The sequence below is a fragment of the Caulobacter sp. GW821-FHT12D05 genome (assembly GCF_058807295.1).
In genome coordinates this window covers 190243-211196 of sequence record NZ_JBXAQO010000001.1, presented here as the reverse complement: position 1 = coordinate 211196, position 20954 = coordinate 190243, and the positions used below count along the sequence as shown (strand labels likewise).

At 71.4% G+C, this 20954-nt stretch carries 14 protein-coding genes; 13 read left to right on the top strand and 1 reads right to left on the bottom strand.

Annotation, left to right across the window (positions count from 1 at the left end):
- The 12 genes from AC1RRR_RS00980 (at position 1) to AC1RRR_RS00925 (ending at position 15446) form a co-directional block, all read left to right on the top strand.
- A complete protein-coding gene (locus tag AC1RRR_RS00980) occupies positions 1 to 429 on the top strand; it encodes a DoxX family protein (protein WP_492809798.1) in 429 nt (142 codons plus the stop codon).
- A complete protein-coding gene (locus AC1RRR_RS00975) occupies positions 426 to 1127 on the top strand; it encodes a YoaK family protein (RefSeq protein WP_492809797.1) in 702 nt (233 codons plus the stop codon). Before AC1RRR_RS00980 ends, AC1RRR_RS00975 begins: the two co-directional genes overlap by 4 nt.
- On the top strand, positions 1124 to 2458 hold the full coding sequence (locus AC1RRR_RS00970; RefSeq protein ID WP_492809795.1) for an alginate export family protein: 1335 nt from the start codon (positions 1124 to 1126) through the stop codon (positions 2456 to 2458). Before AC1RRR_RS00975 ends, AC1RRR_RS00970 begins: the two co-directional genes overlap by 4 nt.
- Positions 2459 to 2623: 165 nt before the next feature.
- Complete coding sequence (locus AC1RRR_RS00965; protein WP_492809793.1) at positions 2624 to 3247, top strand: hypothetical protein; 624 nt, start codon at positions 2624 to 2626, stop codon at positions 3245 to 3247.
- Positions 3244 to 4764: a hypothetical protein gene (locus AC1RRR_RS00960; RefSeq protein WP_492809792.1), complete on the top strand. Its 1521-nt coding sequence runs from the start codon at positions 3244 to 3246 to the stop codon at positions 4762 to 4764. The genes AC1RRR_RS00965 and AC1RRR_RS00960 overlap by 4 nt, the downstream gene beginning before the upstream one ends.
- Entirely contained in the window at positions 4761 to 6311 is a 1551-nt protein-coding gene (locus AC1RRR_RS00955) for a hypothetical protein (protein WP_492809791.1), read from the top strand. The genes AC1RRR_RS00960 and AC1RRR_RS00955 overlap by 4 nt, the downstream gene beginning before the upstream one ends.
- The gene (locus tag AC1RRR_RS00950; RefSeq protein WP_492809790.1) at positions 6308 to 6862 is read left to right on the top strand and encodes a hypothetical protein; all 555 of its coding nucleotides are present in this window, start codon (positions 6308 to 6310) and stop codon (positions 6860 to 6862) included. Before AC1RRR_RS00955 ends, AC1RRR_RS00950 begins: the two co-directional genes overlap by 4 nt.
- Entirely contained in the window at positions 6859 to 9618 is a 2760-nt protein-coding gene (locus AC1RRR_RS00945) for a hypothetical protein (protein WP_492809789.1), read from the top strand. Before AC1RRR_RS00950 ends, AC1RRR_RS00945 begins: the two co-directional genes overlap by 4 nt.
- On the top strand, positions 9615 to 12203 hold the full coding sequence (locus AC1RRR_RS00940; protein ID WP_492809788.1) for a hypothetical protein: 2589 nt from the start codon (positions 9615 to 9617) through the stop codon (positions 12201 to 12203). Before AC1RRR_RS00945 ends, AC1RRR_RS00940 begins: the two co-directional genes overlap by 4 nt.
- The gene (locus AC1RRR_RS00935) at positions 12200 to 12586 is read left to right on the top strand and encodes a hypothetical protein (RefSeq protein WP_492809786.1); all 387 of its coding nucleotides are present in this window, start codon (positions 12200 to 12202) and stop codon (positions 12584 to 12586) included. Before AC1RRR_RS00940 ends, AC1RRR_RS00935 begins: the two co-directional genes overlap by 4 nt.
- Positions 12583 to 14730, top strand: a complete 2148-nt coding sequence (locus AC1RRR_RS00930) for a protein kinase domain-containing protein (protein ID WP_492809784.1) — start codon at positions 12583 to 12585, stop codon at positions 14728 to 14730. The genes AC1RRR_RS00935 and AC1RRR_RS00930 overlap by 4 nt, the downstream gene beginning before the upstream one ends.
- Positions 14727 to 15446: a hypothetical protein gene (locus AC1RRR_RS00925; RefSeq protein WP_492809782.1), complete on the top strand. Its 720-nt coding sequence runs from the start codon at positions 14727 to 14729 to the stop codon at positions 15444 to 15446. Before AC1RRR_RS00930 ends, AC1RRR_RS00925 begins: the two co-directional genes overlap by 4 nt.
- On the opposite strand, the gene AC1RRR_RS00920 is transcribed toward AC1RRR_RS00925, so the two are convergent.
- The gene (locus AC1RRR_RS00920) at positions 15443 to 17794 is read right to left on the bottom strand and encodes a pectinesterase family protein (RefSeq protein ID WP_492809781.1); all 2352 of its coding nucleotides are present in this window, start codon (positions 17792 to 17794) and stop codon (positions 15443 to 15445) included. The genes AC1RRR_RS00925 and AC1RRR_RS00920 overlap by 4 nt on opposite strands.
- A gap of 312 nt (positions 17795 to 18106) precedes the next feature.
- Here AC1RRR_RS00920 and AC1RRR_RS00915 point away from each other — a divergent pair, with 312 nt between their 5' ends.
- On the top strand, positions 18107 to 20908 hold the full coding sequence (locus AC1RRR_RS00915; protein ID WP_492809780.1) for a TonB-dependent receptor: 2802 nt from the start codon (positions 18107 to 18109) through the stop codon (positions 20906 to 20908).
- Positions 20909 to 20954 lie beyond the last annotated feature (46 nt).

The following is a 20954-nucleotide window of genomic DNA, read 5'->3' as shown; positions in this document are numbered from 1 at the left end:
ATGACCCGTTCGACACAGACCCCGCGCTTCGTCGACGCCATCCTCGACTGGCGCCCCACGGCGCACATCGCCCGCCTGGCCCTGGTCAGCGCCTATCTGCTGGGCGCGGCCGTCAAGGCCAGCGACTTTCCCGGCGCGGTCGCCGAGCAGGCCCACTTCGGCATGAGCCCGCCGACCTTCTGGGCCGCGCTGACCATCGCCGTCGAGATCGTTGGTCCCCTGCTGATCCTGACCCGTCGCTGGCTGTGGCTGGGCGCGGGCATGCTGGGCGTCTTCACCCTGCTGGCGGCCTTCAAGGCCAATGCGTTCTGGGCGATGGCCCCGGGGCATGACCGCTTCATGGCCACGAATGCCTTCGTCGAGCACATCGGCCTCATCGGCGGCTTCGTGCTGGTCGCGCTGCTGGACCGTCGGGAGCGCACCGCATGAGCCCGCCCTCCCCTCGCCTGTCGTCGACGACCGCCATCGGCATGGCCCTGGTCGGCGGCTATGTCGACGTGGTCGGCTTTGTCCTGCTGTTTGGCCTGTTCGTGAACCACGCCACCGGCAACCTTGTCATGCTGGGCGTCTCCCTGGCCGGCGGCGGCCAGGGCATCGCCACCAAGCTCCTGTCCCTGCCGGTGTTCATCGTCGCGGCCGCCGCGACCTATGTGATGATCTGCAAGCGCCGGGCGCGAGGCCAGGCCAACGAAGCGGCGGTGCTGCTGCTGCAGGCGGTGATGCTGCTGGTCTTCATGCTGCTGACCGTCGCGGCCCTGCCGGCTAAGAATGCCGACCAACCCGCGGTGATGCTGGCGGGCCTGGTGGGCGTCTGCGCCATGGCCGTCCAGAACGTCGGCGCGCGGGTGGTGTTCAGCCACATGGCCCCGACCACCATCATGACCGGCAACGTCACCCAGATCGCCATCGACCTCGTCGATCTGCTGTCGTCGAAGAACGGGCTGGACGAGGCCCTGCGCGCCCGGATCGCCAAGACCTGGCCGCCGGTCATGGCCTTCGCGGTCGGCGCCATCGGCGGCGCGGTCGGGGTGCTGGTCGCCGGAGCCTGGAGCCTGCTGCCGGCCGTCGTCGTCGTCGCCATCCTGGGGGGCCTGTACGCCCGCGTTCCGCGCGCCATGCAGGCATGATCGCCGCCCTGCTCGCCGCGGCAGCCGTCCTGGCCGCCGAGCCGCCCGCCTTCAAGCCGGTGCGATCTGACGAAGACTACGGTTACCTGAAGGATGTCCAGGATCGCGCCGGCCTGGATCCGCTCCGCTACATCCCGCTGGGCGGCGACGCCTATCTCAGCCTCGGCGGCGAGGCCCGCCTGCGGGTCGACGCCATCGACGCCCCGCACTTCGGGATCGGCGGCGAGCAGGCCGACACCTTCGCCCTGACCCGGCTGCTGCTCAGCGCCGACCTGCACCTGACCCCGACCGTCCGCGTCTATGGCGAACTGGGCGTCCATCGCGACATCGGCAAGCGCGACCCGGCCACGGCGCTGGATCGCGACGACGTCGACGCCCAAGTGCTGTTCGTCGACATCGCGCCCGCCGCCGGCTGGCGCGTGCGCCTGGGCCGCCAGGAACTGCAGCTGAACCCGACCCAGCGCTTCATCGCCGTGCGCGAGGCGCCGAACATCCGCCAAAGCTTCGACGGCGCGCGGGTCACGCGCTCGGCCGGCGACCTGAAGCTGGACGCCTTCTACCTGCAGCCTGTCGCCCTCTCGCCCGGCGCCTTCGACGACACGCGCAGCCGCACCCAGCGGTTCTATGGCCTCTATGCCGCAGCCAGGCTGTCGGCCCGCCAGACCCTGGACGTCTACGCCCTGGGCCTGGAGCGCGACCACGTGCGGTTCGGCGCGGTCGTCGGGGATGAGCGTCGCACCAGTCTCGGCGCGCGCCTGGCCGGAACGGCGGGCGCCTTCGACTACGACGCCGAAGGCATGGTCCAGGGCGGACGCTTCGCCGGTCGCAGGATCCGCGCCTGGTCGGCCTCGGCCGCCGGCGGCTACACGCTGAGCCAGCCGTGGAAGCCGCGCCTGGGCCTGCGCCTGGACCTGGGCTCGGGCGACAAAGACCCGACCGACGGCGTCCTGGGAACGTTCAACCCGCTGTTCCCCAAGGGCGGCTATTTCAACGAAACGACGCTGTTCAGCTGGGGCAATCTGGTGTCGCTGCGGTCCAGCCTGGGCGTGACGCCGCGCAAGGGCGTCAGCCTGGAGGCCAGCTATTCGACGCATCGCCGCTGGACCGGCGCAGACGCCATCTACATCCAGCCCCTGGTCCCGCTGGCGCCCAGCGGAACCGACAGCGCCAAGGCCGTCGGCGGCGCCGCCCAGCTCGATGGCAGCTGGCAGGTCACCCGCAACCTGAAGCTCCAGGCCCAGTGGGTCCATCAGCAGGCCGGACCGGCGGTTCGCGCGCTGGGCGGAAAGCCCGTCGACCTGGCCGTTCTGTTCGCCCAGCTTCGCTTCTGAGCGCCCAGCGACTTCTTCCTCCAGAGCGACAACCATGATCGGGCGGCTTCGTTTTACCAAGAGCCGCCTCTCGTCGAAGCTCCCACGGTCAAGCTCGTTCAGGCGCGCTTCATGTTGGGAGAGAGATGCTGGCGGCTCGGGCGGAAGGCGAGCGAGGACCCAGCGATGGCGGACGGCCATTTTCGAGACGTCGAACTTCTGCGCCGTGAACTGGCGGCGCTGATCCTCGAATGGGCCGGCAAGTCGGTGAAGGACGATCCGGGCGGCGCGATGTCAACCGCCCTGACCCGCGCGGTCGGCGACGCCGCGCGCAGCGCCGTCGCCGAACAGCATCAGGCTCTATCCGCCGAGGCCGCCGACCGCATCGCCGAGGCGCTTGAACAGCGCGCCAAGGCCCGGGGGCTATGGGGTGTGCCGCCATGGGGGATGGCGCTGATGGCGGTCGCCGCGGCGGCGCTGCTGGGCGTCGGCTATCTGCTGGGCCTGCAGGTCGGACGGACGGACGATCCGTTGCCCACGACATCACCGGCCGCCGCCTCGCCGATCGCACCGATCGCGCCGACCGTCGATGAGCCCTCGCCGGCCGCCACGCCACGCACGGCGCCGACCCAGCAGCCTCGCGCCGAACGCACCGCGCCACCGCCCGCCAAGCCCGCCGCCCGCACGCCGCCGCGCGAACTGGGCCGTCCCGCCGCGGCGACCAGCGAAGCCCCGCCGCGCTCGGCGCAACCCGTCGGCGCCGGCGCAGCGCCGACGCCGGCCAATCCGCCCCCGGCGACGACGCCATGACGGTCCTCGTCCCCACGGCGGTCATTGGCCCCAAGGCCCAGGGCCGCAACTACGGTCTGCGCCGGCACGCCGGACCAAGCCTGACCTCGGAAAGCCAGGCCCGCCTGGCCGACTTCGCCCTGTCGCTGGCGGGGTGGGCCATGCAGCGCCGCCAGCAGTTCGTCGCCATGCTGCCGCTGGCCGCCGACGGCTCGTCCTTCGCCGTGGCGCGCGTCCGGCACCTGGGCGAAGGCGAGCTTGGTCCCATCGCGGTCGCCCACCTGCTGCTCGCCGACGCCGCCCTTCTGGACGCCATCGGCTGGGCCTCACCGCGCCTGTTGCGCCTATTGCCCCAGCCGGAGAACCCGACCTTCGGTCTGGAGCCTCTCAAGGTCTCGCCGAAGAGCCTGAAGCCCGTCGTCGCCCGTCCCATGATCGCGCCGCGCGTCGGCTGGGGCGATGTCGCCATCGATGTCGGCGACGAGGATCCGGAAGACGCGCTTAGCGCCCTGGTCGAAGGCGTCGAGGACCCCGCACGTCGCGCCAGCCTCACCGGCTGGGCCAGCACCAGCCTGATGGCACCGGTCGGTGACCTGGACCCGGCCCTCGTGTTCAAGCTGGTCACCCACGCCGCGACCGAAAGCCCGGCGGCCTTCCAGGCCACGCATGAGCTCTTGTCGATCAAGGCCATGGCCGAGCCGACCCTGGCCTGGAAAGCCTGGCTGAAGTTGGCCGCGATCGCCGAGCGCGAACCGGCCGCCGCCGCCCTGCGCTCGGCCCAATGGTCGCAGGACAAGGCCCGCCTGCCGGCCGCCGGCGTAATGTTCGAGGAAATCGCCTCGGCCTGCGCCGAGCTGACGCCCGAGGCCATGATCGCCCTGCTGCGCGCGGTGATGCGCCATGCCGACGGCGCCGACGCGGCCAGCCAGGCCCTGCGCGACGGCGTGTCGGAGACCTTCGACGCCCTGGTCGCCGTCGCCGATGCGCAAGGCGCGGCCTTCTATGTGCGCGGCCTGATCGACGGCGCCGGCTCCAAGGCCCTGCCCAGCCTGGACGCGGTCATCGCCAGGCCTGCCGTCGCCGCCTGGCTGGGCGACGTCGCCCCGCGCCTGGACCTGACAGGCATCGTCACGCTGTGGGCGACACGGCTGGCGGCCGATCCCGCCTTCGCCGAGGAGATCGCCCTCGCCGCGCCGGCCTTCCTCGACGCCGTCCTGGACAAGGCCCTGACACACCTCGACGACGAGGACGCCCGCCGATTGGCCGGGACCTTGCTGCGCCTGCAATGCCAACGGCCCAACATGGACGGCGCCCGGACCCGCGCGGCGCTCTCGGCCCTGCTAGCTCGCCCCCCGGCCAGCGCCGACGCTGCTTTGGCCGATCCCGGCGTGCTGGCGGCCGCCAAGCAGTTCGCGCCCGAGCTGTCGGCCGCCCTGGCCACGCGGGCCATTCCGACCGGCCTGCGCCAGGCGCGCCATCCGGACGAGTTCACCCGCGCCGCCTGGGCGCTGGTCACCGTGGCGAGGGCGGCCCGATGACCTATTGCGAGATCTGCACCAACGAGTTCTCCAGCAAGGACTTCGCCGACTGCCCGCACTGCGCCCTGGCCGAGGGCCGCACGGCGTCTCCGGCTGTCCGCGCGCTCGAAACGCCGACGCCCGGCGTGACCATGGGCGAGGTGATCGACACCCTGCGCCGCATGACGCCGCCCGAGCCACCGCCCCCCAGCGCCGAACCCCAGGCGCCCGAAGGCCTGGGTGAAAGCCTGAAGGCGCTGGTCGAACAGAAGGTCGACCAGGCCGCAGCCGCCTCGGAACAGCCGTCCTTCGCCCCCGTCGAGGCCGAGCCCGTCGCCGAGACGCCGATCGCCGGTCCGGTCGCCCGCGAGCTGGACGTCGAGACCCTGCGCCGCATCCGCGAGTCCGGCGTCTTCACCATGGTGCTGCTGGGCTTCCCCACCGCCGGCAAGACCTGGTTCCTCAACCGGCTGAAGTACGAACTGCAGGAAGGCGACGCCTATGCCTGCTATCCGCGCCGGGCGCCGCCTGGCGATGTGGAGAACACCGTCCAGTTCACCGCCCACCGCTTCCGCAAGGGCGCGCAGGACTTCTACGTCATCGACATCCCGGGCGAACGGTTCCTGCGCGCGGTCGAGGGCTCGTTCCTGGGTGAGGCCAACACCCTGATGCGGCACGTGATCCATACCGGCCAGGCGTTCCTGACCCTGCTGCCGGCCGACGAGACCCTGCTGTCCGAGTTGGCCCACGACGTCCTCTGGCGACGCGCCGCCGCCGGCGGGACCGCGCCCGTCGATACGGCCGGCCTGCCGCCCGCCCAGGCGCTGATCGACCGGGTCGACGCCCTCAAGCGCCAGGTCTCGCAAGCCCGCAAAGCGGCCGAGGCCGGCGACGCCAAGGCCCAGACCAAGCTCAAGACCCTGGTCCGCGAGCGCAAGCATCTGCTGGAGGGCGGCGTCGAGCAGGCGCTGCAACGCCTGGCCTCCAAGCACGAGGAGCTCGGCGAATATATCAGCGGCGTGGGCCTGATGGCCCAGCTGATGGTGGTGATGGAAGAGCGCGGCGGCCCCGATCTGGATCCGTCGATGGACGCCTACGCCGTGTTCGACCGCAGCCGCGAGGCCGAGCGCAAGAAGCCGACCAAGCCGATGTTCATCGTGCTGTCCAAAAGCGACGACCTGACCCATCGCTCCGATGCGGTCCAGCTGCCGATCCGCCGGCTGCTGCAAGGTCACCCCAAAGCGGCGCACCTGCTGCGCGTCCTGCGCCGCGAGCCGGCCAAGGCCGACGCCTTCGCCACCCTCAACGCCCTGCGCCCCGGGGTCGCCCGCCAGATCGACGAGTGGTTCGCCTTCGCCAGCTTCCAGTTCGCCACCGCCTTCGAGGGCGTGGCGCGAGGGTCGACGACCATCAACTATCGGCTCGACCATGTCGGGGTCACCGAGCTGATCCGCGCCCTGCTGCGGCTGAAGGAACACGCCGAGAAGCGCCGCGCCTGGGACGGGCTGACGGGCCTGTTCCGGCGGCGGCCGGCGGCTGAGACCCCGCTGGCGGAGTCGGCGCCATGACCCGGCGCAACGGCGTCAGGCCGCTGGTCGTCAGCGGCCTTCTGGTCCTTCTGGCAGTGGGCGCGATCGTGTGGGCGCTGGGCCTGACGCTCCGTCCGGGCGCGGCCGTTGTGGGTGCGGCCCCGACGCGCGGGGGCGGTCCGTGGATCGAGCGGCTGGGCCTGTCGCAGCTGGAGCCCTGGTCGTCGCCGACACCCGCCTTCGCGGAACGCCTGGCGGCCCTCGGCGACACGCCCCAGGGCGCGGCGCTGCGGCGCGACCTGTGCCAAGGCGCCGGCATGGACGCCGACCCGGCCTTCCGCGAGGCGCGGCGGGCCCTGGTGCGCAATGACCGCGCGTTGTGTCCGGCGCCGATGGAGCATGTCGCGGCGATCTCTCCGGTGATCGTGGCCCTGGGTCCGAAGCTGGGCTGGCCGACGCTGATCGCGGGGTCGCTGGCGGCGCTGGGCCTGGCGCTATGGCGTCTGCTGGCCCTCAAGCGGGTCCATGACCACTGGCGTTATCTGGGTCGGTCCACCTTCGGCGCGGCGCGGAGGGCGGGCAGCGGATGAGTGGTGTCCTGCTGGGTGTCGTCTGCCTGGCGCTGGGTCTGGCGTACTGGCGTGTGGCAAGCGACGGCGCTTCGGCCCGGCGCAAGCCTTCGACCGCGAGGGTCGCCGCCCTGATGATCGGCATCATCGCGCCGGCCGTTCTGGTCGTCGGCTGCCTGCTGACGGCCTCCGTCCAGGGCCGGACGGGCGAGTTGCGCCTGTCGTTGCTGCGCCTGACGGCCGAGGTCCGTCAGTTCCCGCTGCGCCTGGGCGGCGACGCCGGCCGCGACGACCTGGTTGTGCCGCGCCTGCCGGCCGGCTTCGCCACCGTCGAGCCCGACCTCTCGACCGGCGGTGAAGCCCCGCCCCTGGCCCTGGTCGTCGCCGGCGCCGACAAGGCCCCGTCGCAAGTCGTGATCGGCCTGCGCGACGGTCGGCGCCTGACCTGGCCCACTGCCCTGGTCTTCGGCGAAGGCGACGCCGTCTGTGTCCAAACGCCTTGCGAGCGCGACGGCGCAGCCTGGGCCATCCTGCACGGGCGGGCCCTGACGCCCGCTGTGTGGCGAGACGGTCAGGTCGTCGCCGAACCCGGCGCCGGCGGCCCGGCCATGCCCGAGCGTAAGACCCTGTTGGCCTTCGGCGGCGTCAATGACTGGACCCCGGCCCAGGCGATCCACCCCTTGCGCGACTTCTTTCCCCGTCCCGGCGCCAGCGCGGCCGGCGGCGTGCTGGCCGACTGTGAGCGCTGGCTGTGCGTCGGCAAGGGCGCGGCCCGCGCGCCGGTCCGCAGCTTCCTGTTCCAGCAGGGCGGCTTCGGCGGCTCGGCCTGGGCGATCATCCTGGCCGATCCGGGCGCCCGCATCGCGCGGGGCGGACAAGTCGTTCCCTACACCCCGCCGGCGGCCATTCCCTTGGGAGCCGGGATCCGGGCGGAGATCTTCGAGCCCCGCTTCGTCGATGGCGTCCTGGACGGACCAGACGCGCGGCGGGGCCGCCTACAGCTGCGCCGCAGCCTGATCCTGGCCGAACGCGACGGCCAGGCCGAGATCACCTTCGCCACACCGCCGACCGAGGTCGTCGGCCGCTGCGAACAAGGCGCGCCGCCTCGCCGCCTGGGCTTGGAAGCCGCCGTCGTCGGCGGACTGACCGCCGACGCCCTGCGCCAGGCGCCGTCCGTCCCTCAAGGACCTGCCTGCGCCGCCTTCACCCACGCCAAGCTCGATGCGCCCGCCGCAGCTCCGGCTTTGCGCATCGCCCATCTGGCGCTGGATCAGTTGGCGACGCCCTGGCCGGCGGCGCTGGTCGTGCTGGCCTGGACCGTCGGCCTGCTGCTGCTCTGCCGCGATCTCTTCCACCGCCGCCCAGCCCTCTGGACGATCCTGAGCCTGCTGCAGCTCCTGCTAGCCCTGCGCCTGCTGATCGGCCTGGCCGCCGCCCAGGCTGACCCGACGCTGGACTGGCGCGAGATCCTCGGCGACGCCGCCATCGCCTATGCCGTCGTTCCGGCCGCCCTGCTCGCGTGGGCGCGGGCCGGCGAAGTGCGCAACGCCGGCGATCTGGCCCTGGACCTCGCCCCGCCACTGGCCGCCGCCGTCGTCCTGGCCTGGACCCGCCACCTCAGTGTTCTGGCCCTGCTGTTGCTCGGAGCCTGGGGCCTGGCCCTGCTGTGGCGCATCGCCAAGACGCCGCCATTGAAAGGCGCTGCGCCCTCCGCCCTGAACGGTTTCGCCGAACGCTGGAAAACCGCGCCCGCCAAGTCCGCGTGGCTGTCCGGCGTCGTGCTGCTGATCATCGTCCTGATCGGCCGCCTGGCGGTCGGGGCCATCGGCTGGAAGGAACGCATCGACCTGGGCGTCACGGTGCTCGCGATCAGCGTCGTCTACACGCCCCTGATCCTGATCGGCTTCGGCCGCCTGCTGGCCGCCAGCGAAGACCGGCCAGCCGGCTGGGGAAGGCCGATCGTGTTTTGGGTGCTGCTGGCCCTGGCGACCTTCGTCATCCCGTTCACGGTGCGCGACAGCGGCTATGCGCTGATGTTCCTGCCGATCGGCGCGGTCGCCGCCGGCCTGGCCTGGCGTCGGGGCGTCGCGCGCCTGCCCTGGGCGGCGCCGGCGGTCGCGGCCATGGCCGCCCTGTTGATCCTGCCGCTGCTGGGCGCGGTCGGAGCCGCCGGCGCTGATCGCCTGGGCCAGACCGCCCAGATGACGCGCGGCCTCAGCGACGAGCAGGCCCTCGCCAGCCTGGACCGCCAAGCCAAGGCCAGCCAGAACCTGCTGCGCCTCTACCTGATCGCCGCGCCCGAGGCCTTGGGCGCCGACGTCTCCACCGAGGCCGAGGCGCTGAAGGTCTGGTCGGCGCAGCTGTCCGACTACACTGGCTCGCTGCTGGGACGCGGCTACCTGTCGCCGGCCAACCTGACCGCGCTGAAGCCGGTGCAGGCCACGGACAACCTGACCGCCATCCACCTGATGTCGCCGTTCGGGCGGCTGGCGACCGGCCTGTTCCTGGCCCTGCTGGCCGCCGCGCCGATCGCCGTCTGGTCGATGACGCGCGCGGCGCCGCTCGATGCGAAGCGCGCGACCGGCCTCCTGGCCTTGTGGTGCCTGTTCGGTGCGGCGACCTACATGACGCTGGCCAACCTGCAGCTGGTCCCGTTCACCGGCCGCAACGCCTACCTGCTGGCCCCGACCTCCGGCGGCGACCTGCTGGAAGGCGCGATCCTGGTCGCCCTGGCCGTCTGGGGCCTGGCCGAGCGTTCCGCGGAGGCCAAGCGATGAGCCGCCGTCCCAAACGCTCGCTCCCCTGGACCCGCGCCGCAGCCATAGCCGCGCCGCTGATCGCCGTCGTCGCCCTGGTCGCCGGCGCTCCGGCGGTGCTAGCCGCCCTGGGCCGGCCGGCGGGCCAGGGCCTGACCAGCGGCTACGAGCGCTTGGTCGACGCCATCGCCCAGCGCCAATGGCTGTCGGTGCGCTATGACGCCAACGGCGAACCCCGGATCGCCCTGCGCGACGGCCCGGTCGGCCGCGACCCGCGCCTGCGCGCCTTCGTCAACGCCTCGTACCTGCGGGCCGACCTGCAAGACCCGGCGGTCTGGCGGCTCAGTGACGATGGCCAATGGGTCGAGGGCATCGATCCGTTCGCCCACCAGATCGACCGGCCTTATTCCGGCGGCGGCGCCTGGGCCGGCCCGATCCTGTTCCGCGGCGGCCCGGCCCCCGGCCTGCGCTTGCAGCCGCTGGGCGGAGATCCGCCCCCGCCGCCCATCGCCCTGGGGCCGAACGGCGCCCCGGCCGCGGCTTGCGACATTCTGATGCCGACCCGCCGGGTGGGGGCGGCCGGCTCGCGCCGCGCGCTGTCGATCTGCCTGAAGGACGGTGACGCCCCGCCCCACGCGGTCGGCTCGGTGATGCTGGTCGGCGACCAGGCCGTGGTGCGGGTGCAAACCCCGTCGATCCTGGAGATCCGGGTCGGCGCCCGCGACATCCGCCCCCGGTCCGACGGCGACGTGACCCTGACGCCCCTGCCCCAGGGCGAAACCCTGACCCTGCGCACCGGCCAGTCGGTGCTGCGCCTGCGCCTCGAAGGCGGCGTGGCCGACATCGCCCACAGCGAGCCCTCGGGCGCCCGCGCCTACTATCCGGCCTTGCAGCCCCTGGCCCAACCGCTGGAGCGGGTCATGAGCGGCCGACCGCCGGCGCCGCTGCGGCTGTCGCTGGACGCGGGCCTGCAACAGGTCGCCCAGGAGGCCCTCTCGGCCGGCGCGGCCACGGTGCGCGCCAGCCCCTCGCCCGAGGCCCAGAAGGACGGCGGCGACGCCTTCAAGGCGGCGGTGACGGTGATGGACTCCACCACCGGCCAGGTGCTGGCCGTCGCCTCCTGGCCGCTGACCGACAGCGACCTTGCCCCCGCCCAGCGCCGCACGCGCCGAGGTCAGAACCTGATCGACCAGAACCACAATTTCGAGCGCCTGCCCGTCGGCTCGATGGCCAAGGGGCCGTTCTCGATGGCGATCCTCGACGCCGATCCAGGCTTGGCGACCCTGAAGATCCAGGGTGGGACCGATGCTCGCGTCCGCACCGTGCTGGGCATGGACCTGGGCAAGGGCGGCTTCGACAACCATGGGCTGGGCGTCACCGACTTCCCGACCTTCCTGGAGCACTCCAACAACCGTTACGCTCTGGCCCTGATGATGCTGGCCTATCGGACGCCCGGCGCGCCGCCGCCGCCGACCCGCGCCCAGCCGTCGCCGGTCGAGGCCTGGTCGCTGGAGGGCAAGAGCCATACCGACGTCCCGCCCCTGCCCGTCTTCGGCGAAGCGACCGCGCCGGGGCCGTTCGGCTGGGTTCTGCGCCCGCCGCCCGGACGCGGTCCGGCCTGGCCCGATCGCCTGGCCCGCCTGTTCGACCTCGACGCCGGCCAGGGCGGCGGCTGCCGCTACGATGTCGGCGTCTGGCGGGGGCTCAGCGGGGCTACGCCACCCTGCGCCTCACCCCTGGCCGGTGCCTCGCCTGAGCGCGAACGGCTGGGCTTCGACGCCGTGGCTTCGTTCCGCAACGACTACCTGATGGCCGTGCTGGGCGGCAGCCGCTCGACCTGGAGCGCCATCAAGATGGCCGAGGTCTATTCGCGGATCGTCACGGGTCGAGCGGTGCGCGCCCGCTTCACGCCCAACGCCGGACCGCCCGCCGACACGCTGCCGATGCGCAGCCCGCAGATCCGCGCCACCGTGCTCGACGGCCTGTCGCGCGTGATCAAGACCGGCACCGCCGCCGGCCTGGGCCGCTCGTTCTCTGAGATGGGCTACGGCCCCGACGTCGCCCTCTACGGCAAGACCGGCACTATGAAGGTCGCCGGCGAGGCGCCCAGCGAAACAGGTGCGGCTCTGTTGCGACAGCTGGCCCGCAGCGATTGCGGCCTGCGCTGGGACGCGACGGCCGGGGTGCTGAAGTTCGGCTTCACCGCGCCCAAGACCCAGGCCGAAGCCACACGCCAGATCCTGGACCTCAAGGAGACCCGCTGCCGCGTCCGCGTCGCCGGCCGCTCCGACCTCGCCCAGCAGGCGGCGGCGGAGATGCAGCGCTATGCCTGCGGCTACCGCGACTGCCAGCCGGGGGACTTCACGCCGGAGCCGGACGGCCGGGTTCTCAGCCTGCCGCTGCGACCGGTCGAGCCGCCGCTGCTGGACGGCCACGCCATCGCCGTCGTCGCCTTGCGCCAGGCTGGCGGCCAGCCGGCGCGAGGGCTGACCATCGTGGTCAATCTGCAGGACAAGCGGCAGGCCGAGACCCCGGCCCTGGCGGTCGTCGCGGCCATCCTGCGCTCGCCCGCCGCTCACAGCTGGATCGCGGGAGGCGGGTCATGAGGCCTTGGGTTCCCTACACCGCCATCGCCGCCCTATGGCTGGCCGCCCTGGGCCTTGGCGCCTGGATGGCGCGTCCCTCGCCGGCTCCACAAGCCGATGTCACCGCGCCGCGCTGGCTGACCGTGAATGTCGCCCCCGGCACTCCCGCCGCCCGCGACTGGCCGCACTTCTTCGCCTGTTCGGGCCTGGCCGCCGATCCGGCCCTGATGCGCGCCACGCTGGGACTCAACGGAGGCGGCTCCGAAAGCGTTTGGCGTCGAGACGGTTCGGCCACGCCGATCCGCGTCGCGCTTGCGCCGCTCGACGCACCGGCCGCGCCCAAGGCCGACCGGATCGTCGAGGCCGCAACGCGGGCCGTCGCCGACTGTGGAGACATGCCATGACGGTCATCGCGGCGCCGCTGCGCCTGAAGGTCGAGGGTTTCCGCAAGCCGCTGCGCCTGCGGCCCCTTCGCCGCGCCGGCGCACTAGAGACCTTCGCCGTCGAGGGCGAGACCTTGGAGGCCGTCCGCTTCACCCCGGCCGGCGCCGTGCGGGAGGACGGCAAACTGACGGCGATCCCAGAGGCGGCGGAGCAGTACGCGACTGCATTGGACGCTTTCGAGGCCCTTGGCCGCAGACTCCAGGCGACGGCGCCGCGCGCGGCTCTGCCGGTCGAGGCCGTCGCCCGCGCGGCTGGCGGCTGTTTCTGGCTTCAGCCGCCCGCCGGCGTGACGCTGGAGGCTTGGCTGGCCGAGCACCCCGGCCCCGTCGCAGAGCCTGTCGTCGTCGCCTTCGCCCGCCAACTGACCCGGGCTCTGGAAGAGCTGCACGCGGCCGGCATCGTGCACGGCGACCTGTCGCCCCGCGCCGTGCTGATCGGCGATGGCGAAGTGCGGCTGACCGGCTTCATGGTCGATCGCCGGCCGTTCTTCCGGCCGCTGCGCAGTCAGCACGACCTGGTCGAGCCCGGCTATGCGCCGCCCGAAGGTCATGACGGCGCGCTGCGCCATCCGATCGGTCCGGCCGCCGACCTCTACGCCGCCAGCGCCCTGCTCCAGCGTCTGCTGACCGGCCGTACGCCGCCGCCCGCCACTGCACGCGTAGCCGGCGACGACACCTGGCCCGCCGCCACGACCTCGGTCGGCCTGCGCGCCGGGATCGAGGCGGGGCTCGCGCCCGTCGCCGCCGAGCGCCCGGTCAGCGCAGCGGCTTGGCTGGCCGGCCTGGACCTGGGACCCGAGCCGGACGATGCGCCCTGGTTCGAAGGTCTCCCCAAGACGCCGCCCGAGATCCCCTCGCCGGAGCCGGAGACAGACTCGTTGGCGCTGCCGCCGCTGCCGATGGCCGATCTGTTTGAGGCTTCGGACGCCGTCGACGCCCCGCTGACGATCGCCCGCGAGGCGCCGGCTCGACGTCGATGGGGCTGGTGGGCAGCGGGGCTCACGGCCATCGCGATCGCCGCCGTCGCCCTAGTCGCGCCCCGCCTGACTTCGCGACCGTCGACACCGCCAACCGCCGCGGCGCCCAAGGCCGCCGTCCCGGTCGCGCCGACCGGCTGCCAATGGATCTCGGCCGGTGGCGCCTGGCGCCTACGCTGCGCGGACGCCCCGGCCCAAGGCCTGCGCCTGCCCGAGCGCTTCGACGCCCAGACCACGGCCCGCGCCGCCGCCGGCGAGCCGGCCGCCATGGAACGGCTAGGCGCCTTCTATCGCCTGCGGGCCAGCGAGACGGCCAATCCCGATCGCGGCGGTTATGCCTATCAAGCGCTGGGCTGGCTGCGCCGCGCGGCGGACGCCCCGGACGACGGCCGGCCCGACACGGCGCGGGCGCGTGACGACGCGGCCCTGGCCTTGGGCCAGATGCTGGCGCGCGGCGAAGGCGGGCGCGCGCCAGACCCAGCCGCTGCCGAGACCCGCCTGCGCCAAGCCGCCGCCGGCAGCCGCGCCGACGCCGTGCTGGCCTTGGCCCAACTGCTGGAAGCCCAGGCCGGCGGCGATGCAGATCGGCTGACCCAGGCGCGCGGCCTCTATGCCCGTGTGGCCCAGCTGGGCGATGGTTCGCTGTTGCAGCGTGAGGGCGAGCGGGGCCTGGCCCGCATCGATGCGGCCACGAAGCCTCCGCCTGTCGGGGCCCCGCCCGAACCCCCGGTCGAGGAAAAGCCGGCCCCGGCGCCCAAGCCCGCCCCCAAGGCCAAGACGCCCGTCGCCAAACCACCGACCAAGGTCGTGGCGAAACCACCGCCGCCCAAAGCTGTCCAGCCCGCTCCGCCCGTCGTGCGCGCGCCGCCCAAGCCGGTGACGCTGCCGCCGCGTCGCCCCGCGACCGCCGCGCCGACCCTCCCCCTGCGCACCTGGACGACCTCGAGCTTCATCAAGGTCGATCCGACCACGAACTTCTATCCATCGCTGGAGCTGGCCGGCCGCGCCGCTTGCGACAGCGAGGGCGGCGAGACCCTGTCGGTCCGCGCCGGCGACACCAACTGCCCCAACGGCGTCAACTACTGCCAGGTGCGCGCCGTCGCGACCTGCCAAGGAGCCAGACCATGACCCGCACCCTCGCGGCGGCGACCGCCGCCCTGCTCCTGGTCGGCGCGACCCAGGCCCAGGCCCAGAGCGCCTTCCGGGGTGACTGCGACCAGGCCAAGCGGTTCGCCGAGTCCCTGGCCTTCAAGCCGTCGTATCGGGGCGTGCAGCGCATGACGCCGCAGACCGCCGACCGGTGCGGACGCGACGTGGTCGCGGTCTATGACCTCAAGCGTCGCAACGAGGCCAACGCCAATTACGACCTTGTCGGGCGTTACTATTATCTGTGGCCTGACAACGCGACCTGCCGCGAGGAGGTGCACGATCGCCTCAGCGGCATCGCCCGCATCACCCAGGAGGTCCGCCCCAACGGCCTGCTGTGCGAGGTGACGCTGCGCCTCGACTTCGACGTGACCACTGACGAGAAATACGGCCCCAACCGCTTCTCCAAGCTGATCACCCTGGTCGGAGCCGACACCTCCCGCTTCGCCGCGACGGCGACGGGCGAGACCGGCGGTACGGTCTTCTACGAGGCGCCGGCCCGCACGGCCGATCGCGCGGCCGGTCCGGCCGACGACAACAGCGAGGTCGCGGCCGAACGCGCCGAACCGCCCCGCACCGCGCCTCGCCCCTACGAGATCAATCGCCGGCAGTATTTCGATCGCCGCGTCGGCCGCTTCTACTTCTACGACCCGGTGCGCGACGCCTATTTCTGGGAAGACGGCGAGCCCCGCGATTAGGGGTAGGTCACGCTGAGCCCGCGCAGGACCACCGAGCCGCTGGGGCGCGAGGCGGTCCAGTAAAGGCCGGCGGCGCCGTGGCCGTTGGGCTCGATCGTTCCGGTCAGGTTCAAGGTCTCGCCGTCGGCGGTGTTGGAGCCCTTCACGGTCACCTGACCGCCACGCACCGCGATCTGGATCGTCGTGGTCGGCTTGACCACGCCGGTCAGTTGGTCCTGGTCGCTGATCGGCGTCCCGTGGCCGGCCTTGATCCGATAGAGCTGGAACACGACGGCCGTGGCCGAGCGGGTCGAGCGCCAGAAGCGCAGCGCGTAGCCGTCGCGGCTCACGGGATCGTACTTGAACAGGATGTCGGCGCGCGGACGGCCGTCGTCCGCGGGCGAGCCGGCGATCGAGAAGCCCTGCCCCTCCAGCTTGTCGGTATCGAAAGCGACCGTGACATCCATGTCGCCCGCAGACGGTCGGCCGACATAAAGCAGCGTGTTGTCCTTGTCGCCGGCGCGCAGGCCCCAGTGGGTCTGGTCCTCGAACGGCGCCTGGCTGGACCAGGCTCCGGTCAGGCTCCAGTCCTTCTCCCACCGGTCAGCGGCCGAACTGTCGGGCTGCGTGCGAGGGTCCAGGACGGCCGCCGCCGATGCGATGGCCGGCGCCTTGATCGGCGTCGTCCGGACCGCCGGGCCAGGCTGGCTGAGATCGGTCTTCGGCTGGACCTCGGCTATCACGTAGCGACCGGCCAGGTTGCCGGAGAGCTTCAGCGTCCGCAGAGGATCGTCGCCGCGCGAGACGGCGATCCGTTCAGGCTTGGCGCAGGCCGCGTCGGCGCAGGCAAACCAAGTGACCAGCGACTGGTCCTGGCGACCGGTCGAGCCGGCCAGGCCGTAGACGACCGACAGGCCGCCGGAAGCCGCCTGAAGCTTCGGCGCCGCAACCAGCGCGGGCGCGGGCCGGTAGGCTGGATCCACAGTCACGTAGGCCGTGCTGCTGAAGCCGTTGTCGGCGGCGGCCTTGATCGTCGCGATCTCGGTCCGCTCACCGGTGTTGGTCGCCGTGACGACGACGCGGTCGCCTTCGGTCGCGCTGAGCTTGACCAGGGGCGAGGACGAACTCCAGCGCACCCGCCCTGTCGCGCCCTTGGGCAGGACCTGGGCGGCGATCTCGACCGGCGCCTCGCCGGTGCGGATGCGGCTGACGCCATTGGCCAGCTTGATGCGATAGGGACGGGTCCCCTGCCCGTCGAACTTCGCCCGCGCGTCGGCCGGGTCCCAGCCGTCGTCGCTGCCGTCCGGCGCCCAGCGCAGCTGGTTCCAGGGATTGAAGGCCAGGCTCTCGTCAGCGGTCAGCTCGCGCGAGAGCGTACGGCGCTCGGGGCCGACGATGCTGTCGATCAGGTCGACCGGCCGCCCGGCGTCGGTCTTGGTGCGATAGGTCAGCGAGGCTTCCGACTGCGGCGGCGCGCGCCAGCCGAACCAGGCCAGCGGCACGTCGGGCAGGGTGGAGTCGATCAGCGCCACCGGCGCGACCGGCACCTTGTAGAACTGCATCGGTTTGACGGCACGGAACCGGGTGCGGATAAAGGTGGTGCCGCCCGCGAACAGGATGCCGCCGCCCTCAATGAAGTTGATCTCGGAGTCTTCCCAGACGCTGGCGCCCGGCGCGCCCAGATAGTCGTCCGTCCCCTCCAGATAGGCGTTGGTGAAGTAAGAACGCTTGGTCCGGTTGAACATGGTGTCCAGCCGGCTGAGGATGGCCACGTGCGAATAGACGTGCCGGTCGCCGCTCATCTGGATGGCCACGGCCTGGGTGATCACGCCCGAGCGCCGCTTCAGGCTCTTGGACGGGTCGCCCGGATAGTCGTAGTCGACATTGCAGTAGTTCAGGATCGTCAGGTTAATCGCCGAGAAGCCGTCGGCGTCGACGATCATCGTGAAGCCATTGTTGGCCGCGCCCTGCTTGTTGCCGCGATTATCGGCCAGCACCACGCTGCGGCGATCGCGGGTCAGGCCCATCAGGGTGATGTTGGGCTTGGTGATCGTCAGGCCTGGCTCGGTCGGGCTGCCGCCCAGCTGATAGACGGCGGGCAGGATGCCGATCACCGTCGGCCGCTCGCGCGTGCCGGCCGGCGCGGCGGCATAGGCGGCCTGGATGGTCCGGTAGCGATGGGCGGCGGGATCCTCGGGGCGCGAGGCGTCCACCAGGATGTCGTAGCGCTCCTTGGTGGTGTCGAAGACGACGTCGGTATAGCCCCGCACGGGGCCAAGGCCCGCCAGCGTGTCCTGCGCCGCGGCGTGTCCGCCCGCCAGCAGCAGCGTCGCCAGAACGGTTGAGAGCAAGGCGCTTCTCGCGACCATGATCATCCTCCCCTTGATGACACCGGTATCATCATCAATCAGATGACGGCGTCATTCGTTGTCGTTTTCCCATCATGGCTACACGGCGCGGGGCTCCGCGCCAAGATCAACCGAAGGGTGAGGCCATGCCGATATCGCATGGCGAACACCGATATCGGCATTGGCAAGACAGATTGCCACAATGAAGACTTAATTCGCCAAACACGCGCCGATCGGCGGAGAGCTCAAGCATCGCGCCCCTCCGTCGCGCGCCGACCCGGCAAATACAAAAAACATAACCCCGATCCATTCGGGGAAGGGAGAAACGCGCCTATGAACACGCCCCGCGTGCCGTCTCGTCATGCCCTTTTACTTGGAGTTTCGCTTCTAGGTCTGGGCCTGACCGCCACCAATGCCGCCGCTCAACAGGCGCCCCCCGAAGACACCAGTGTCGAGGCCGTGGTCGTCACGGGCTTCCGCGCCAGCCTGGCCAGCGCCATCACCGCCAAGCGCCGCGAGACCGGCGTCGTCGACGTGATCAAGGCCGAGGACATCGCCGCCTTCCCCGACCTGAACCTGGCCGAGTCCCTGCAACGCATCCCCGGCGTGGCCATCACCCGCGTGGCCGGCGAAGGCCGCCAGATCTCGGTGCGGGGCCTGGGCCCCGAATACACCCGCGTCCGCATCAACGGCATGGAGGCCCTGGCCACCTCGGGCGGCAGCGACAGCGGCGGCGCGGCGGGCAACAACCGCGGCCGCGGCTTCGACTTCAACGTCTTCGCCTCCGAGCTGTTCAACGGCCTGACCGTGCGCAAGACCGCCTCGGCCGATGTCGAGGAAGGCTCGCTGGGCGCTACGGTCGATCTGGCCAGCAGCCGGCCGTTCGACTTCCGCAAGCCCACTTTGGTCCTGTCCGCCCAGATGGGCTACAATGACCTGTCCAAGAATTACGATCCGCGCTTCGCCGCCCTGGCCAGCAAGACCTGGGCGGACGGCAAGCTGGGGGCCCTGCTCTCGGTGGCCTATGGCGAACGCGACGTCGTGGAAGACAGCCACGGCACCACGCGCTGGGGTCCCGGCGGCGCCAATGGCGGCTTCAGCACCGCCTCGACCCTGCCCGGCTACACCGCCGCCCAGGTCAATTCCAACACCACCGCCACGGCGATCTTCCATCCGCGCAATCCCAGCTTCAACAGCTTCGAGCACGTCGAGAAGCGACTGGGCGTCACCGCCTCCCTGCAGGCGCGGCCGACCGACCGCACGCTGGTCTCGCTGAACGCCCTGTACGGCAAGCTGGACGGCAAGCGTGACGAGCGCCTGCTGCAGGCGATTTCGTTCTCGCGCAGCGGCTCGGCCGGCAAGCCCGCGACCATCATCCGTGACGGCGTCGTCAACGACACTCACGACCTGGTCTACGGCGTCTTCGACAATGTCGACATGCGCTCGCAGGCCTCGCACACCGAGTCCACGACCACCTTCAAGCAGTTCACCCTGGACTTCGAGCACCGCTTCAACGACCGCTTCCAGGTCAAGGGCCTGGCCGGCCACGCCTCGTCGGTGTTCGACAGCCCGATCGGCACGACGGTCACCTATGAGCGGCTGGACGTCGACGGCTACTCCTACGACTACCGCCAGAACGACCGCCTGCCGCTGGTCAAGCTGCCCTTCGACGCGGCCAGCCCCGCCAGCTGGGCGACGATCCCCGGCTTCTCGGCGCTGAACCTGGTCAAGACCCGCATCGAGAACACCTTCGACACCGCCAAGCTGGAAGGCGCGTTCGACCTCACGAGCGACATCACCCTGCGGGTCGGGGCCGACACCCGGAAGTTCAAATTCAACTCGGCCGACCAGCGCCGTATCGCCGGCGAGACCGATATCCCGGTGCTCACCGCCCAGCAGATGACTGATCTGTCCGAGGTGTTCAGCGGTTACGGCAAGGGCCTGGGCCTGCCCGGCGGCAGCGTGACGTCCTGGCTGGTCCCCAATATCGACAAGTACGCCGAGGCGCTGAACATCTACAGCAACACCGGCCTCTTCAAGCTGGGCACCATCGAGCAGACCGAGGCCCGCAGCGCCACCGGCCGGGTCGAGGAGCAGAACACCGGCGCCTTCGTCGAGGCCGACTTCCGCACCAGCCTCTTTGGCCGTCCCCTGCGCGGCGACGCCGGCGTGCGTTACCTGAAGACCGAGCAGAACTCGGAGGGCTATGCGGCGGTCGGCTCCAAGATCGAGCTGGTCAATGCCGAGCGCGCCTACCACAAGTACCTGCCGTCGCTGAACCTGACCCTGGAAGTGACGGACGACGTGCTGGTGCGCTTCGGCGCGGCCAAGACCATGGCCCGTCCGGGCCTGGGCAGCCTGCGCCCCGGCGGCGACATCAGCGTCCAGGGCGGTAACCGCAGCTATTCGACCGGCAATCCAGACCTCAAGCCGACCCAGTCCAAGAACTTGGACCTGTCGTTCGAATGGTACCCGGCCGAAGGCTCGATCTATGCCGTGGGCCTGTTCCAGAAGGACATCTCGACCTTCGTCCAGACCCTGCGCACCAGCCAGCCGTTCAATACGCTGGGCCTGCCGCTGGACATCCTGAACGGCACCATCGCCCTGCCCACCGACGAGTTCGACGTCTCACGGCCCGTCAACACCAATGGCGGCAAGCTGAAGGGCCTGGAGATCAGCCTGCAGCAGCGGCTGACCTTCCTGCCCGGCTGGCTGTCGCACTTTGGGGTGATGGCCAACTACACCCACGTCACCTCGGACATCGAGTACCTGACCTCGGACGTTCCGGGCGCGGCCACGGTGACCTCGACCCTGGTGGGCCTGTCCAAGGACGCCGCCAACGGCACGCTGTACTACGAGACCGACAAGTTCAGCATCCGCGGCTCTCTGGCCTATCGGTCGGGCTATCTGACCCAGGTCCCGGGCCGCAACAGCAACTTCGTCGAAGGCACCAACAAGACCTTCAACGTCGACATGCAGGCCACCTACACGATCAACGAGCGCTTCCAGCTGTCGCTGGAGGGCATCAACCTGACCGACGAGGCCAACGACCGCTACGTCGACGTGTCGGACCGCCCCTGGGTCTACGGCCACACCGGCCGGCAGTTCTATCTGGGCCTTCGCTACAGCTTCTAGGTCCTGCCAACTCCGGGGCCGCGCCACGCGGCCCCGGGCCTTTTTG